This window comes from Gordonia hongkongensis (genome assembly GCF_023078355.1).
GTDB lineage: Bacteria > Actinomycetota > Actinomycetes > Mycobacteriales > Mycobacteriaceae > Gordonia > Gordonia hongkongensis.
The window spans coordinates 1,323,237-1,339,852 of the sequence record NZ_CP095552.1 but is presented as its reverse complement, the minus strand read 5'-3'; the positions used below and the strand labels follow the sequence as shown (position 1 = coordinate 1,339,852).

The 16,616-nt window shown below is 67.5% G+C and carries 17 protein-coding genes and 1 pseudogene; 9 read left to right on the top strand and 9 right to left on the bottom strand.

All coding sequences use genetic code 11. The features are described from left to right. The first annotated feature begins 24 nt into the window (after positions 1–24). Positions 25–675, top strand: coding sequence for an LGFP repeat-containing protein (locus tag MVF96_RS06070; RefSeq protein WP_068972653.1), 651 nt, complete (start codon positions 25–27; stop codon positions 673–675). Positions 676–679: 4 nt separating this feature from the next. Then, positions 680–1,666, top strand: coding sequence for an alpha/beta hydrolase (locus MVF96_RS06065; RefSeq protein WP_247451660.1), 987 nt, complete (start codon positions 680–682; stop codon positions 1,664–1,666). Here the strand turns inward: MVF96_RS06065 and MVF96_RS06060 are convergent. The 4 genes and pseudogenes from MVF96_RS06060 to MVF96_RS06045 form a co-directional block, all read right to left on the bottom strand. Next, a pseudogene (locus MVF96_RS06060) lies at positions 1,667–3,060 on the bottom strand (HNH endonuclease). A 151-nt stretch (positions 3,061–3,211) separates the two neighbouring features. Next, complete coding sequence (locus tag MVF96_RS06055) at positions 3,212–3,439, bottom strand: helix-turn-helix domain-containing protein (protein WP_159370263.1); 228 nt, start codon at positions 3,437–3,439, stop codon at positions 3,212–3,214. Positions 3,440–3,462: 23 nt separating this feature from the next. Continuing rightward, entirely contained in the window at positions 3,463–3,780 is a 318-nt protein-coding gene (locus tag MVF96_RS06050; RefSeq protein ID WP_159370262.1) for an AraC family transcriptional regulator ligand-binding domain-containing protein, read from the bottom strand. A gap of 146 nt (positions 3,781–3,926) precedes the next feature. Then, positions 3,927–4,319, bottom strand: coding sequence for a winged helix-turn-helix transcriptional regulator (locus MVF96_RS06045; RefSeq protein WP_058251692.1), 393 nt, complete (start codon positions 4,317–4,319; stop codon positions 3,927–3,929). A gap of 94 nt (positions 4,320–4,413) precedes the next feature. On the opposite strand from MVF96_RS06045, the gene MVF96_RS06040 reads away from it, so the two are divergent. After that, on the top strand, positions 4,414–4,869 hold the full coding sequence (locus MVF96_RS06040; RefSeq protein WP_058251642.1) for a hypothetical protein: 456 nt from the start codon (positions 4,414–4,416) through the stop codon (positions 4,867–4,869). Positions 4,870–4,956: 87 nt separating this feature from the next. Further along, a complete protein-coding gene (locus tag MVF96_RS06035; RefSeq protein ID WP_137810531.1) occupies positions 4,957–5,367 on the top strand; it encodes an STAS domain-containing protein in 411 nt (136 codons plus the stop codon). Positions 5,368–5,377: 10 nt separating this feature from the next. Here the strand turns inward: MVF96_RS06035 and MVF96_RS06030 are convergent, their stop codons facing one another. After that, positions 5,378–6,142 (bottom strand): alpha/beta fold hydrolase, encoded by a 765-nt coding sequence (locus tag MVF96_RS06030; RefSeq protein ID WP_068970596.1) that lies wholly within the window; start codon positions 6,140–6,142, stop codon positions 5,378–5,380. A gap of 94 nt (positions 6,143–6,236) precedes the next feature. On the opposite strand from MVF96_RS06030, the gene MVF96_RS06025 reads away from it, so the two are divergent. Beyond that, the gene (locus MVF96_RS06025; protein WP_068970588.1) at positions 6,237–6,845 is read left to right on the top strand and encodes a TIGR03086 family metal-binding protein; all 609 of its coding nucleotides are present in this window, start codon (positions 6,237–6,239) and stop codon (positions 6,843–6,845) included. Here the strand turns inward: MVF96_RS06025 and MVF96_RS06020 are convergent. Both MVF96_RS06020 and MVF96_RS06015 read right to left on the bottom strand, forming a co-directional pair. Beyond that, entirely contained in the window at positions 6,842–7,564 is a 723-nt protein-coding gene (locus MVF96_RS06020; protein ID WP_068970589.1) for an aspartate/glutamate racemase family protein, read from the bottom strand. The two genes, MVF96_RS06025 and MVF96_RS06020, sit on opposite strands and share 4 nt — an antisense overlap. Before the next feature lie 18 nt (positions 7,565–7,582). After that, a complete protein-coding gene (locus MVF96_RS06015) occupies positions 7,583–9,094 on the bottom strand; it encodes an NCS1 family nucleobase:cation symporter-1 (protein ID WP_247451659.1) in 1,512 nt (503 codons plus the stop codon). A gap of 246 nt (positions 9,095–9,340) precedes the next feature. On the opposite strand from MVF96_RS06015, the gene allB reads away from it, so the two are divergent. The 4 genes from allB (at position 9,341) to MVF96_RS05995 (ending at position 15,833) form a co-directional block, all read left to right on the top strand. Further along, positions 9,341–10,714 (top strand): allantoinase AllB, encoded by a 1,374-nt coding sequence (gene allB / locus MVF96_RS06010; RefSeq protein WP_247451658.1) that lies wholly within the window; start codon positions 9,341–9,343, stop codon positions 10,712–10,714. A gap of 42 nt (positions 10,715–10,756) precedes the next feature. Then, positions 10,757–13,105, top strand: coding sequence for a helicase-associated domain-containing protein (locus MVF96_RS06005; protein ID WP_247451657.1), 2,349 nt, complete (start codon positions 10,757–10,759; stop codon positions 13,103–13,105). A 55-nt stretch (positions 13,106–13,160) separates the two neighbouring features. Then, positions 13,161–14,090 (top strand): oxygenase MpaB family protein, encoded by a 930-nt coding sequence (locus MVF96_RS06000; RefSeq protein WP_058251650.1) that lies wholly within the window; start codon positions 13,161–13,163, stop codon positions 14,088–14,090. A 75-nt stretch (positions 14,091–14,165) separates the two neighbouring features. After that, a complete protein-coding gene (locus tag MVF96_RS05995; protein ID WP_321179980.1) occupies positions 14,166–15,833 on the top strand; it encodes a DNA repair helicase XPB in 1,668 nt (555 codons plus the stop codon). 1 nt (position 15,834) lies between these two features. On the opposite strand, the gene MVF96_RS05990 is transcribed toward MVF96_RS05995, so the two are convergent. Then, entirely contained in the window at positions 15,835–16,239 is a 405-nt protein-coding gene (locus tag MVF96_RS05990; RefSeq protein WP_247451656.1) for a type II toxin-antitoxin system VapC family toxin, read from the bottom strand. Continuing rightward, a complete protein-coding gene (locus MVF96_RS05985) occupies positions 16,236–16,508 on the bottom strand; it encodes a type II toxin-antitoxin system Phd/YefM family antitoxin (RefSeq protein WP_247451655.1) in 273 nt (90 codons plus the stop codon). The genes MVF96_RS05990 and MVF96_RS05985 overlap by 4 nt, the downstream gene beginning before the upstream one ends. Positions 16,509–16,616: the final 108 nt, after the last annotated feature.

Here is a 16,616-nt window from a genome sequence, read left to right as displayed (position 1 = left end):
CGAGTCGAGGGTCGAGAGGATCACATGAAACTGGTGGCATCCCGCCGCTCCGAGTTGGTCGCCGGATTGTTCGCGATCACACTGATCGCCGCCGGTTGCGGCACGTCAGACGCCGACGAGTCACCCTCCGGAGCCTCGACGACCGGGGGTTCGACGACGACCTCAGCGGCCGGCGACACGACGGGCCCCGTTCCTGTCGTGGAAAACGCGAAGCCCACCGAGACGACGGTCATGGGCGAGGACGATGTCGAGGTGACCCTCACCGGTCCGATCGCAACGAAGTACGCGTCGGCGACCGAGGCACAGCGGGCCGCCCTGGGCAAGCCGTTGACCGGGGATCACAACGCGGGGACACGAGAGAGTGGCGTTGTCTACCAACAGTTCCGCGGTGGCGTGATCATCGCGAGGGACAGCGACCCCGCAACGCCCGGGTACATCGTCACCTCCGGCAAGATCCGGGACGCCTGGAACACCGAGCGCGCTCCGGACGGCACCCCGTTGCTCCTCGGCACCAACGGCTCGGCCGGGCCGCTCGGTGTGCCCACGAGCGACGTGACGGTCGACGGTGACCTCGAGGTGGTCACCTTCGAGCACGGCGAGATCTCCGAGAACACCGAGACCGGCGAGGTGACCGTCACGGTCAACGGCAAGATCGTGCCCTCCGGTTTGCGGTGAGGCGATGAGACGTCGGATTGTCGCGGTGGCTGTCAGCGTGATCGCGCTCGTGGCCGGTGGTTGCTCGACTCCGCCGGACCAGCAGTCGTCAACGCCATCAACGTCTTTCGGTACGCCATCGGCTGCGCACGGACCCGCGACGGCTCCCCCGGTCCCCGCGGGGACCGAATCCTTCGACGTCGTCCGCGTCGAGTATCTCGATTCCGACGATGCCGACCCCGCCGAGAACTGGGCCGATCTGTACCTGCCTGCGGGCGCCCGCGACGACGACTCGCTGCCGCTGGTGACGATCATCCACGGTGGCGGTTGGGAAAGCCGGGCCGGTGCAGAGCAATTCGACGAGATGGCCAGAGACCTCGCCGACCGGGGGTTGGCCGTCTACAACGTGGAGTACCGACGTCTGGGCACCGGCGGAGGGTGGCCCACGACCTTCCACGACGTGGCCCGAGCACTCGACCATGTGCCCGCGATGGCCGAGACCTACCCGCAGTTGCGAATCGACGACGAGCTGGTGGTCGGTCACAGCGCCGGTGCGCAATTGGCCGTGTGGGGCGGCACGCGCCATCGCCTCACCGATGACGAAGTGGGTTCGCGTCCGGCCTTCGTTCCATCCCGGGCGGTGTCCATCTCCGGCCCGCTGGACATGCGCTACGCCGTCGACCACGGCAACAACCGGGTGATCACCCATGTCCTGGGTGGCACACCACGACAGGTCCCCGCGCGCTATGACTCGGTCGACCCCATCCGCAATCTCGATCCGGCGCTACCGGTCACCTTGTTCCACGGACTGGCCGACGACGATGTCGACCCGACCAACTCCCGCCGCTACGCGACCGCCCTTGACGCCGCCGGCGGCTCGGCCGAGCTGCACATGTTCGACGGCGAGACCCACACCTCCCTCGTCCACCGCCAGTCCCCGTCCTACACCCGAATCCTCGACCGGCTCACCGAGATCACGCGGACCGACATCGATGAGCTGCGCGACGAATAGCTACGCCGCCTCTCGGACGACTGGTGCTGAGCGAGTCTCGTTGCGCTGCTTCCATTCCCACACCGCGTAGAGCACCTCGGTGGTGTAACCCAAATCCATCCGACCCCCACCGATCGGCACCGTCGCATCTACCCCGATCCGTTGATCGGGTCGCCACCCGCCCGGCCTCGAAGTCGGTGGCGCCACCTCGATCTCCGTCCCGTCCGGCCGATGAAAGCTGAACCGCTGCAACCCATGCGCGGTGATCGCGAACTCGCCCCGATGCAACGACCGATGACACGACCCACACAACAAGATCAGATTGTCCGGATCCGTCCGCCCACCCGCCGACCAGAACACCACATGATGGGCATGCAGATGACGCGTCCGCCCACACCCCGGCACCTGACAACACCGATCCCGCACGAACAACGCCCGCACCAACGCCTTGTTCGGCGCCCGCTTCCGACGACCCACCCCCAACAACGCCAACTTCCCCGGCCGCCCAGGCACCCCGCGGCTCACCACCTCCCGCGTCGACGCCCCACACCGAGCTTCGGCCACCTCAACCTCCGACAACGCCGGACCGTCATCGAGATGAGCCGACTCCACCCCGTCACCGGCATGAATCAGGATCTCCGCACCCGGCGCAAGATCGGGCATCGCGATCCCGTCATGCACCATGTCGGCCATCGCCACCACCGCCGGCGCAACATTCGACGGCACCTGCCGCCACAGATCCCGACGCCGAGACGGAACCACCTCCGAATCCTCAGGTGCCGAACCGGCGTCAGTGTTCCGCGGAACACTCTCAGCCGACGGTAGATCCGGATCATCGCAGGTCCGGGTGCGTTCATACTCCGCACGCACCGTCCCGGCCAAAAACCGCGCCCCATCCAACGGACTCAACCGCAGCGACACCGACAACGACCCGTCATCGTTCCACTTCCACCGGCCCGTCGACTCCACCGGTGGCCGGCTTTCCTCTTCGACGCCACAGTTGCGGTCGACCTGGCCCATCGCCCGTACCGCCCGATCCAACTGACTCGCCGTGCACGACAACGCCAGATTCACCAACTCCGCCTCCCGCTCCGGCGTAGCCACCCGTGTCAGGGCGCGGACCTTCGAATACGTCAGCCGACCCTCGCGAAACGCCGTGCGGATCACCGGCAATTCCCGTATCGCCTTGGCGACCCTCAACTGCTCATGCGCCGTTCGCGGTGCGATGCCCGCCTTCCACGACAACCAGTGCGCCAGCGAATGAATCCCCGGCCCCCGCCACGACTCCCGCCCATCCAGTTCTGCCACCAGTTCAAGGAAGTCCGCTGTCAAAGCCGTGATCCGAGCGGCATACCCAGCACCCGCGCCTCGAGCACCTCATCCGTCAGCGACTCAGGATCCGCACCATCGAACATCGACGACGCATCTCCACCGCAACGAAAAGCACTGAACCCCAACGCAACCCCCTGAACCGAGCGAGAAGTACAGGAACAAGGTATCGCCAGGCACCGACAATTCCTCGAGCCTCAACCCGAGGTCGAGAGTGTTCCGCGGAACACTTCGGGATCACCTTCTATAAGTACTGGGAGGGTTGCCCGTCCACCGGGTGAAGGATCGGCTGGAGGCCGCGGCAATCGAGTAGCCCAGACGCGAGGCGGCCTCCTGAACGGTGAGGCCGAGGACGCCGAGGACGCCGAGTAAGTCGACCGCGACCTCATGACGAACCTCCTCGGTCAGGACCCGAAAGGTTGTCCCCTCCTGTTCGAGGCGTCGATGCAGTGTTCGGCGGCCCATGTTCAGACGGGCAGGGTGTCTCGTCAAAGCAACTCGATATGTCCGACCGACTGACTCATGTCGACGCTGATGTCGACGAACCGGTTGCCTATCTGTAGCGCCTGCGGGGCGACCCAAAGCGCCTCCCTTGCATTCGCACTGCTGAGCATTGCGAATCCGAGCAAACCGAAGTTGGTGAGCGAGAGGCGCGTCGCCATCTCGGTGCCGAGACCGGGTCGAACGCCGCAGGTTTCGACGAGGTTGCGCGCAACGGCCAACTCTTGAACCGCCTCGACCTCGAGATCGTCGTCCTCCAGATCGGCCGGTTGTAGCCCGGATTCGGCTTTCGTCCCAGCGGTCATTCCTTCTGAGACCCGACGCTTCGTACGGTGACGTGGAGCGAAGGGCTCAATGACTCGGTGGCTCGGAGGTCGCCGGCGCGGCGGTTGCCGCAGTCGCCGGGAGGTCCGCTGTGTTGACACCTCCTCGGACCAACTCCGACCTCGACTCAGCTCGCCGCACTCTCCCGCTGCGCGACCTTGGGTTCGATCACCTCGGTCGCGTAGGTCTTCCCCCACTCGTTGAGGGCGGTGACGAAGGGGCGCAGCGCCCGTCCCTGTTCGGTGAGCGAATACTCAACTCTCGGAGGGACTTCGGGATAGGCCGTGCGCTGCACGATGCCGTCGCATTCGAGTTCACGTAGCTGGCGGGTGAGCACTCGTGGCGTGACCGGACCGACTGCCCGCCCGAGGGCGCCGTATCGCAACGGCCCCTCGAGAAGGTTCTTGACGATGGTCATCTTCCAGGAACCGCCGAGCACGGCGACGCTCACCTCGACGGGGCACACCTCGTAGGCACGTCGAACCGGGTCGCGCAGAACGGACTCGCCCTCGTTCTCCATCGTCAGACCCCTGCCGTCGGCGTGGACATCCTCGTCCATATGGACAATATTGTGCATACTACCGCCGAAGTGCATCAGGCGTTAGACAGAAGTCATGCACCTTTCCGTCGACAACCCCGAGACCTCTGTAGACCAGGACTTCGCGCGCTTCACCTCCCCGACGGTCGGAGCAGCCCTCGGCTCGGTCGCGATTCTCGCGACCGTCGCGACTGCGGCCCTCTCCGACACCGGAACACTGCCGGGGTTGCTCGGGATGGCCGGCGCCGGGGCGCTCCTGGCCCTGATGCAGATCGCCGTGCAGTGTCAGGCGGCGATACTCGTCCTGCGAGACAGACGATGGCTTCCGGCACTGCCGGCCGCGGCGATCTGCGCCGCGACACTGACCGCGCTCTACCTGCTGGCCTTCGATCACGCTGCCGGCTGGTACCTGCTCCTCATCAGCGCAGTAGCTGTCGCCGGGTATGTCGCGGTGCTCGGGGAGGGGCACGCAGCCATCCGCGTCTTCGACGGCGCCGAACGTCATATCGAGGACACACCAAGGCACCGGTGAAGCCAACTGCCGACGCCACCAGGCGGACCTCGAGGCGCTGCCATCTCACGGACGGGCGACTTCGAGCGAACAGGGAGGCAGGGCTACATGAGGGCAGACAGCTTCGAACCGGTGGTCGTCGACGATGACCAGGACGCGTCCCGGGCAGGTCGCGCGCTGGCAGTGATCTCGACGCAGCGCGATCAACTCATAATCCTGACTGTGCACGGCAGCATCGACCTGCTCACCGTCCCGCAGTTGGGTGCGGCCGTGCTGGAAGCAGTGAGCGAGCGACCCCGGGGGCTGATCGTCGACCTCACCGCCACCGACTTCCTCGCGTCGTCCGGCATCGCCGCGCTCCTCGCCGCGCACGCGGCCGTCACCCCGGCCGGCGGCCGGTTCGGCGTCGTCGGCGGGCATCCCGCCATCACTCGGCCCCTGCGGCTGACGGGCCTGGATGACACTCTCGACCTCTACCCCACCCTGGCCGACGCGTTCTCGGCGATGGTCCCGGACTGAGGGCGCCGGCTCACTCCGCGCCGAGAAACTGGACGAGGACCGCGTTCACCGCCTGCGGCGCCTCGATCGGGATGAGGTGCGTCCCGGGGATCACGGCCAGCCGGGCACCCGGAATGGCGGCGACGACGTCGCGGCTGTGCTCGAGCGTCACCTCGTCGCGGTCACCCTGCATGACCAGCGTCGGTGCGGTGATCGCGGCCAGATCACGGAGATCGATTTCGGGTTCGGAGTTGATCATGGCCATCGTCTTGTCGAAGATGACCTGGAAATGTTCTGCCCCGTCCGGGGATTCGGACGCGTAGTCCGCAGCGAAGAACTTCATCAGCTCGTCATCGGCGGAATCGAGCGCGTCGAGGATGCCGCCGACCGCCCGGCCCGAACTGTTGTAGTACTGGCCGATCAGTACCAGATGCCGGACCAGGTCGGGCCGGCGCAGCGCGACCAGCACACCCACCACCGCGCCATCGCTCCACCCGACGATCTCGGCGGGACCACCGACCACCTCGTCGAGGTAGGCGATCGTCTCCTCGGCCATGTCCGCGTAGTGGAACTCGTCGGTCACGTCCGGGCTGTGTCCGTGACCGTGACGCTCCGGACAGAACACCTTCCACCCCGCGTCCACAAGGGCCGGCACCTGCCCGCCCCACGACGATGCACCCGAGAAGGCGCCGTGGAGCAGCACGAGCGGCTGCCCGGCGCCCTGGATCTCGTGCCAGACACGGGTATTCGGCGTCGGATGACTGATGGTCGTGTACTCGCGGATCGGAGAGGTCACGTGACCACCGTACGGGGGCATCGGTGCGGCCGATGAGAAACCGGCGTCGAGCGGGTCAGCCTTGTTGAGTGCACACACGACGAGAGGGAGTCCCATGCCCACCGACACCACGCAGGCACGATCGATATCGGCGGCCGCCGATCACATGCTCGCTCTGACCGCCACAGTCGCCGACGCCGACCTGGGCCGTCCGACCCCCTGCGGCGACATGGACCTCGCCGCGCTGGTCGCCCACGTCGACGGCCTGTCCCAGGCCTTCGCGGCCGCGGCGCGGAAGGACTTCGGACCGCTGACCTCGACGCCGCCGGACCCAGCGCAGAGTCAGCTCTCGACGCAGTGGCGCGACGACCTGCGTCGCCACGTCCACGACCTCGCCGACTCCTGGGATGACCCCGCCGCCTGGGACGGCATGACCCGGGCGGGCGGTGTCGAACTGCCGGCCGAGATCATGGGACTCGTGGCGCTGTCGGAACTCGTGCTGCACGGATGGGACATCGCACGTGCCATGGGCATCCCGTTCGACATCTCCGACGACATCCTCCAGGTCGTCTTCGACCTCCACTACCCACCCCAACCGCAGGAAGAGCGCGACGGCATGTTCGGGCCGGTGGTCGAGGTACCCGACGACGCACCCCTCGTCGACCGCCTCGCCGCCTTGACCGGACGGGATCCCCGGTGGCCGCAGGCGGCGAAGGCGGACTAGCGGTTGAACGGCCAGCCGGTGATCTTCTTCTCCCGCGGCGGGGCGTAGGTCCGTATCTTCGACGTCGAGAGCCCCATTCGGACAAGACCTTCGGCGATCGTGACCGCCGCCCGCACACCGTCGACGATCGGCACTCCGGTCGCCTCACGAACCTGCTCCTCGAGTTCGGCCATGCCGCCGCACCCGAGGCAGATCACCTCGGCGTGGTCGTCGCTGACCGCACGCGTGGACTGTTCCACGATCGCCTTCACGGCCCGCTCCGGGTCCGACTCGAGTTCCAGCACACCGAGTCCCGACGCCCGCACCGATGCGCACCGCTGGTCGAGGCCGGCGAGCTTGAGCCGGTCCTCGATGAGCGGGACCGTCCGGTCCAGGGTCGTCACCACCGAGAAGCGGTGTCCCAGATACATCGCCGTCGACGCCGCGGCCTCGGTGATGTCGACGACCGGCACCTCGAGGAGCTCCTGGAGTCCCTCTCGGCCGTGTTCGCCGTAACCGGCCTGGATGACCGCGTCATACGGTTCGGGGTAGGCGAGGATCGCGTCCATCACGGCGATCGCGGCGAGGTAGGACTCGAAATTCCCCTCACACGAGTCGGCGCCGAAACGCGGTGTGATCCCCACGATCTCGGTCCCCGGGGAGGCGACCGAGCGGGCCGAGTCGGCGATGGCCTCGGTCATCGACACGGTGGTGTTGACGTTGGCGACCAGGATGCGCACGGTGATGTCCTTTGTGGGTCAGTGAGTGCTGGCGACGGAGATCGACTCGCCCGACACCTCGGCGAACGGACCGCGACGGTCGGCGACCGCCAGGTACACGATCGCACCGAGACCGGCGCCGATGAACCAGGAGAACTCCGAGATCACCTCGAAGGCCGGGACGAAGGCCATCACCAGGGCGATGGCCGCAGTCGGGACGAGCGCGAGGATCGCCCGCATGTTGACCCCGTTCCGGTAGTGGTAGGCGGCGCCCGGTGCCTCGGTGAACAACGCGGGCACGTCGATTCGCGAACGGCGGACGAGCCAGTAATCGGCCATGACGATACCGAACAGCGGGCCGAGAAGGGCACCGAGTCCGCCGAGGAAGTAGTTGATCACCGCCGGCGAGTTGTAGAGGTTCCACGGCAGGATGACCAAGCCGATGATCGCGGCGACGAGCGCCGCGCGCCGGAAGTCGAGGTGGCGCGGGAACAGGTTGGACAGCGCGTAGATCGGCGCGACGAAGTTGGCCATGAGGTTCACGGCGACAGTGAGGATCAGCAGCGCGAGGCAGGCCAGCACCAGCAGGAACGTGTTGGGAACGGTCTGGACGATGTCCGACGGCGACTCGATGACTGTGCCGTTGATGCGGAACTGCGCTCCGGCGAGGGTGATCACGATGGCGCCGAAGAGCAGCATGTTCAGCGGGATGCCCCAGAAGTTCCCGCGCACGATCGCTTTTCGCGATTCCGCGTTGCGGGTGAAGTCACAGAAGTTGAGGACGAAGGTCCCGTAGATCGCCACCCACAGGCTCGCGCCGCCGATGATCTGGAGCCACATGTCCACGCCGGTCAGCGAATAGGGCGTCGACCACGCGATGGTCCAGTCGGCGTTGCTCAGCATCCAGACGGCCAGGGCGACCATGGTGACCAGGATGACCGGACCGGCGAAGGCCTCGTAGCGACGGATCATCTCCATGCCGTAACTGACGATGATCACCTGGATCACCCACAGCGAGACGAACGAGATCCAGCCCAGGGTGGAGAGCCCGAGGAAACGATTGGTGTCCAGGTCGGCGGCGCCGGGGAACAGCGCCACCAGCATGATTCGCAGGACGACCGACGCGAGGTAGGTCTGGATGCCGAACCACGCGATCGCCACCCCACCGCGGATGAGGGCGGGGATCTGGGCGCCGCGGAACCCGAACGAGATGCGGCTCATGACCGGGAACGGCACGCCCGTCTTCTCCCCCATGAAGCCGGAGAGATTCAGCAGCAGGAAGAGGAACACCCCACCCAGCACCAGGGCGGTCAGGATCTGCCACCCGCCGAGCCCGAGCGCGAACAGACCGATGGCGAAGGCGTAGTTGCCGAGACTGTGTACGTCGTTGGCCCACAACGTGAAGATGTTGTAGGTGTTCCAGCGTCGTCCGACGCGGCTGGTCGGTGCCAGGTCGTCGTTGTACAGCTTCGGACTCAGCCCGGCCGGGACGGTGCCGGTGACCTCCGAAACCGGTCCGTCGACGGGGGCTGTGTGCTGCTCAGTGCTCATGTCTGCACTTTCGGTCGGACGGTCATCGATGACCGCGCTCCTACACTCGCGGAGTTCCGTGATGTGGAATGAATTTTCCGCGTTCGTGACAGTTAGCCTGACGATCGAGGCCGTTGTCAATAGCACGACACCGGCCTACTCGCGAGTTGAGTTCCGAAATGACGCAGCTTCATTCCATGATGAGGAATAACCTGGGTTAGTCTCTGGAACGACACCGGACACGGCACCAGCAAGGAGTCCCGCCCCATGACCGCAACACCCGATGCCCCGGCCGCTACTTCCGACGCACCGTTCGACCTGGTCGTGCGGGGTGAACAGACTCTCACCACGGCCGGCATCGTGGCCCGCGAGATCGGTATCCGCGACGGTCGGATCGTCGCGATCGAGCCCCTCGGCAGCGGACTGACCGGGGCCGAGGTCATCGAGCTCGCCGACGATCAGGTCATGATCCCCGGACTCGTGGACACCCACGTACACGTCAACGAGCCCGGACGCACCGAGTGGGAGGGTTTCGACTCGGCCACCCGGGCAGCCGCAGCCGGTGGCGTCACCACCCTCATCGACATGCCACTCAACTCGATCCCGCCGACCGTCAACGTCGACGCGTTGGCCGAGAAGCGGGCTGCGGCGCAGGGAAAGACACACATCGACGTCGGCTTCTGGGGTGGCGCCATCCCGGGTAACGAAGACGACCTGCGCGGCCTGCACGACGCCGGCGTGTTCGGCTTCAAGTGCTTCCTGCTGCACTCGGGTGTGGACGAGTTCCCACACCTGACGGCCGACGAGATGGAAGCCGACATGGCGAAGCTCGCCGAGTTCGACTCGCTGATGATCGTCCACGCCGAGGACTCGCGCGCCATCGACAAGGCACCCTCCCCGGAGGGCGATGAGTACACCCGCTTCCTCGCCTCGCGCCCGCGCGGCGCCGAGAACCTGGCGATCGCCGAGGTGATCGAGCGGGCGCGCTGGACCGGCGTGCGCGCCCACGTGCTCCACCTGTCGTCGTCGGATGCCCTGCCGATGCTCGCCAGCGCGAAGCGCGACGGGGTAAAGATCACCGTCGAGACCTGCCCGCACTACCTCACTTTGCTGGCCGAGGAGGTGCCCAACGGCGCGACGGCCTTCAAATGCTGCCCGCCCATCCGCGAGGCCGGCAACCGTGAACTGCTGTGGGAGGGATTGCTGGCCGGCACCATCGACTGCATCGTCTCCGACCACTCCCCGTCGACCGTCGACCTGAAGGATCCCGAGAACGGCGACTTCGGGGTCGCCTGGGGTGGCGTGGCGTCGTTGCAGCTGGGATTGTCGCTCATCTGGTCGGAGGCCAAGAAGCGCGGCATCGATCTGCCGCAGGTCATCGAGTGGATGGCGTCGAAGCCCGCCGACCTCGCCGGTCTGCCGACGAAGGGCCGCATCGCCCTCGGTTGCGACGCCGACTTCGCGATCTTCGAGCCGGAGTCCGCGCAGATCGTCGACGTCAACCGCCTCCACCACAAGAATCCGGTGAGCCCGTACGACGGCCGTGCGCTCGCCGGCGTGGTCAGGGGCACCTGGGTTCGCGGGCAGAGGGTGGACTTCGAGACCGCCCGCGGTCGCATGCTCCGCCGCGGCGACGTCTGAGCCCCGGTCCCCGCTGCCTGAGCCCCCGGTAAGCTGGGCCGAATGAGTTCGGATGACCAGCACACCGGCCTGGCCGATGAGTTGGCGGCGCGTTCCGACGACGCGCTGACCGAGCTCCTCCTCGAGCGCCCCGACCTCGCCTCACCGACGCCGTCGGGGACGCGGGTACTGGCGCAACGGGCCCTGTCGGCGGCGTCGTTGGCCCTGGCCGGCGAGGATCTCGACGTCCTTGCCGTCGCGGTTCTGGAAGAGGTTGCCGCCCGCCACAGCCGCAGCCCGAAGAAGTCGCGGCGTCCGTCGGTCACCACGATCGTCAAGACCCTGTCCGGCCGCGCCGATGCGGCCGAGGTGCGCGCCCGTCTCGATCTCCTCCGACGCCGCGCGATCCTCTGGGGCGAGGACTCCTCCCTCGGCGCCGGTGAACACGTCGACTCCGCGATGCCGTGGAAGGCCAAGCACCTCAGCGGTCCGCTCGTCGGACTGTCGGGCGAGGAGATCGCGGCGATGATCGCCGATCTCGACGAGCGACCCCTCGGTCTGCTGCACACCCTCGCCCGCGGTCCGGCCCTGGGCCGCAGTCGCGATGCGGCCCACGACGCCGACCCGTCCTCCCCGGTCGCCCGACTGATCTCGTCGGGCCTCCTCGCGCGCATCGACGATCAGACCGTCGAGCTACCGCCGATGGTGGGCGCCGTGCTCCGCGAGGAACCTGCTTGGCGCACAGACGTGTTGGAGCCGCCACCGCTCCACGAACCCGGCGCCAAGCCCCGTTTCGGGGCCAAGGCGGTCGACGCGGCCGCCGGCGGCGAGGCACTCGAACTCATCCGTCACCTCACCCAGCTGATCGCGGTCCTCGGCGCGACGCCGGCGGCGGTGCTCCGCTCCGGCGCGCTCGGCGTCCGCGAGCTCCGTCGTCTGGGTAAGCTGACCGGTCTCGAGACACAGCGGGTGGCGTTCCTCGTCGAACTCGCCGCCTATCTCCGGCTCATCGACGCGGGCTTCCCGGATCCCCCGCCGCCCAACGATTCCGGCGAACAGTCCTTCGCGCCCACCTCCACCGCCGACACCTGGCTGCACCAGCCGCGCGAGCGCCAGTGGCTCGCGCTGGCCGACGCCTGGATGCACATGCCGCGCCGCGCCTGGCAGGTCGGCGAACCCGATCGGGACGGCAACGCGCTGCCGACGCTCGGCTCCGACCTCCACGACGCCTACGCCCCGGTGCAGCGTCAGCTCATCCTGTCCACCCTCGCCCACGCCGACCCCGCGGTGGGCGTCCCCGCCGACACCCTCCTCGCGAACCTGCACTGGCACCGCCCCCGTCAGATCCGGCGCTTCAGCCGCCGCGTCGTCGCCGAGACCTTGCGTGAGGCACGGGAATTGGGCCTGGTCGCGCACGATGCCCTGACCACCGTCGGTCGCGCGTACACAGTGGAGGAGTCGCCGGACTCCGACCCCGCCGACGTCGACGCAGCGGTGCTCGCCGCGATGCGCAAGGCCCTGCCCGAACCGGTGGACCACTTCCTGACCCAGGCCGATCTGACGCTGACCGTCCCCGGCCCGATGACACCCGAACTCGCCGAACAGGTGGAGCTCGTCGCCGATCTGGAATCGGGCGGTGCGGCGTCGGTCTATCGGGTCTCACCGGAGAGCGTGCGCCGTGCGCTCGACGCGGGCCGCAGCAGCAACGAATTGCTCTCGATGTTCACGAAACACTCGAGAACCCCGGTGCCACAGTCACTCACGTATCTCATCGACGACGTCGCACGACGCCACGGCCAGTTGCGCGTGGGCGTCGCGTCGGCGTTCATCCGCTGCGAGGACCCGACGGTGCTGGCCGCCGTGCTGCGCAGCGCAGCCGCCGAACCGCTCGCGCTTCGCGCACTGGCCCCCACGGTCGCGGTGTCGCCGTCGGAGGTCCGCGACGTCATCGATCAGCTGCGGGCGGCGGGATTCGCTCCGGCGGGCGAAGACTCGTCCGGAGCCCTGGTCGACCTCCGCGAACGCGGCAGCCGGGTCACGGTGTCGCGGGCACGACGACAGAGCCAACCGCGCCGGAACGCGCCATCGGAGGCCCAATTGCGGTCGGTGGTCACCCGGATTCGCTCGACCGATCGCGCAGCCGCGGCGACACCTGTTCGGAGCACCGCCACGACGACCCCGGTCCGGGCCACCGGTGCGGGCGAATCCGCCACCGCGCTCATCCAGCTCGCACTGCGCGCCAACCGCAGGCTGCGCGTGGGATACGTCGACGCACAGGGATCGGCGAGCCGGCATGTGGTGACCCCGAAGATCCTCGGCGCCGGCCAGCTCGTGGCCGTCGAGGAGGGCAGTGATGACGAGCAACGGTTCTCGCTGCACCGCCTCACCAGCGTCGAGCTGCTCGACGCCTGAGTCCAGCGGGTAGAGACATCATGTGAAAGACGTCTCATCCTTGGTACCCTCGGGTATGACCGCGGCACGCGAGATCTCCGCAGGACAACCACCCGGCGGCGTGGCTGACACGTATCAGCACGACCTCGTCACCCGGATGAAACCCTCGCGCAAGCGCCCCCGGGTGACCCGACCCGCCGATCTGGTCACCGCCATCGGGCCTTCTCTCGCCGGCACCAACGTGATCATGCAGCTCGCCAACCCGAAGGTCGGGTACGGCGTCCACGAGAGCCGCGTGCCGTCGGGCAACGCGATCAAGCGGCCCATCAAACGGGGGCGCACCACCGGCACGTTCCTCGCCGTCGCACTGATGGGCTCCGACGACGACAAGGCCTACATCCACGAAGCCGTCGGCCGCATCCACGACGAGGTGTACTCCACCCAGTCGAGTCCCGTCCGCTACAGCGGGAACGACTCGCGTCTGCAGCTGTGGGTCGCGGTGTGTCTGCTCAAGTACTTCATCGACCAGTACGAACTGCTCTACGGTCCGCTGAGCGCCGAGGAGAAGCAGATGGTGCTCACCGAGGCGCACCCGCTGGGAACCGCACTCAACGTTCCCCGGGACAAGTGGCCGGCGACCTACGACGATCTGCTCGTCTACTGGAACGCCGAACTGTCCTCGCTGCGCATCGACGACCCGGTGCGCGACGAGCTCCGCAGCCTCGCCGACCTGTCCTTCCTGGAGTACCGCGTCGGAAAGCTCGGCACGCTGCTCCATGCCACGATCGGGCCGTCGCTCGCGTACGCGATCAAGGCCGGGCTGCCGCCGGAGTTCCGCACGATGATGCGGTGGCGGTGGACCGAACGCGACGAACGCCGCTATCAGCGGGCGCTCGCCGGCTTCCGCCGCGTCGACCCACTGGTGGCACCCGTACTGCGCGGGATCTTCCGGCTCAACATCATCGATCTGCGGGTGCGCCGCAAGCTCGGTATCCCCGTCTTCTGACTTCGCCGAGGTCACTCTCGTCACAGCGCAGGCCCGACGCTGACAATCGTCGGTGCGATCTGGACAATGGAGCGGGTGACCGATGGACCCCTGATCGTGCAATCCGACAAGACGCTGCTGCTCGAGGTGGATCACCCCGACGCCGCGGCGGCGCGCGCGGCGATCGCACCCTTCGCCGAACTCGAACGCGCCCCCGAGCACGTCCACACCTACCGGGTCACCCCGCTCGCACTGTGGAACGCCCGCGCCGCAGGTCACGACGCCGAACAGGTCGTCGATGCACTCGTGACGTACTCGCGGTACGCGGTGCCCCAGCCGCTGCTGATGGACGTCGTCGACACCATGGGCCGGTTCGGTCGCCTGCAACTGGTCAAGCATCCGGCGCACGGGTTGACCCTCGTCAGCCTCGACCAGGCCGTCCTCATCGAGGTGATGCGCAACAAGAAGGTCGCCCCGATGCTGGGTGCGCGCATCGACGACGACACGGTCATCGTGCACCCGTCCGAGCGGGGCCGCCTCAAGCAGGTGCTGCTGAAGGTCGGCTGGCCGGCCGAGGACCTCGCCGGGTACGTCGACGGTGAGGCCCACGCCATCGACCTCGCCCAGGACGACTGGCAGCTGCGTGACTACCAGGAGATGGCAGCCGACTCGTTCTGGGCCGGCGGCTCGGGTGTGGTGGTGCTCCCCTGTGGTGCCGGCAAGACGATGGTCGGTGCGGCGGCGATGGCCAAGGCCGGCGCGACGACGCTGATCCTGGTGACCAACACGGTCGCCGGCCGCCAGTGGAAACGTGAACTCATCGCGCGCACGACGCTCACCGAGGAGGAGATCGGCGAGTACTCCGGCGAGCGCAAGGAGATCCGTCCCGTCACCATCGCCACGTACCAGGTGATGACGCGGAAGTCGAAGGGCGAGTACAAGAATCTCGACCTGTTCGACTCCCGCGACTGGGGCCTGATCATCTACGACGAGGTCCACCTCCTCCCCGCCCCCGTCTTCCGGATGACCGCCGACCTGCAATCGCGTCGTCGACTCGGCCTCACCGCGACCCTGGTCCGCGAGGACGGCCGCGAGGGCGACGTCTTCAGCCTCATCGGACCCAAGCGCTACGACGCCCCGTGGAAGGACATCGAGGCACAGGGCTGGATCGCGCCGGCCGACTGCGTCGAGGTCCGGGTGACCCTGACCGACGAGGAACGCCTGCAGTACGCGGTCGCCGAGCCCGAGGAGAAGTACAAGCTCTGCTCGACGGCCCACACGAAGGTCAACGTGGTCAAGGCGATCCTCGACAAGCACCGGGGTCAGCAGACCCTGATCATCGGCGCCTACATCGACCAGCTCGAGGAACTGGGCCGCGAACTCGATGCCCCGGTGATCCAGGGATCGACGAAGAACAAGGAACGCGAGGTCCTGTTCGACCGGTTCCGCTCCGGCGAGTTGCAGACCCTCGTCGTGTCGAAGGTGGCGAACTTCTCCATCGACCTTCCCGAGGCGTCGGTCGCGGTGCAGGTGTCGGGGACGTTCGGGTCACGCCAGGAGGAGGCCCAGCGCCTCGGCCGGTTGCTGCGACCGAAACGCGATGGCGGACAGGCACATTTCTACTCGGTGGTGTCGCGCGACACCCTCGACGCCGACTACGCGGCCCACCGCCAGCGGTTCCTCGCCGAACAGGGATACGCCTACCGGATCACCGACGCCGACGACCTCCTGGGCCCGACGATCGGTGAGGGTTCAGCCGGCTGAATCACAACTCGGCGCCCGGAGCGACGGTCGGATAGCCGAGCGCGGACGCGCCTGCGATGAGTCGATGGTCGTAGGCCACAAATGCGCTCATCTCAGCGCGAATCACGCTGGCAGAGGCCAGATGCAACGCGTCGAGCGAACGGAGCGAAGACGGGCCGATCGATTCGGCGATGTCGATGACGGCGTCGCTGAGCGGGACGACGTCCAGAGAATCGAGAAGATCACGCGCTCGCTCCTGAAGGCCCGGACTGCCATCATGCAAGGCCGTGCGCATCAATTCGACCCGTCCCAGCGCACTCGTCACGATCGGGACCCCGGGATACTTCCCGAGCCACTCGATCAGCGGTGCGGTCTCCGCCTCGCGCACCACGAGTTTCACCATCGCCGAGGTGTCGAGATAGATCAACGATCCTCGCGAACCTGCTCGAGGACTTCGGTGAGCGCGCGCGTCGGCAACGTCTCGGGGTGCAGCCCGGTTATGCCGCCCGCACGGCGGGCCGGCACGAGTATCCCGGCCTCGATGAGCGCGTCTCTGCTGCGTTCCCCGGCAGACACCGGGACCAACCGCGCAACCGTGCGGCCTCGGTTGGTGATGGCCAACTCTTCCCCGGCCTCGACTTGCGCCAGATACTGCGAGGCGTGCTGCCTGAGCTCGCGGATACCGATCGTCCTCATTCCTGCAGGGTAGCACCTGAAGTGCTACTTGACCCCGTGCTTCCGGAGGAGCCTCACCTTCCGCTCCCTGATCCGGAAGAACGACCTGCCCCCTGCTCCCTGAGGAGC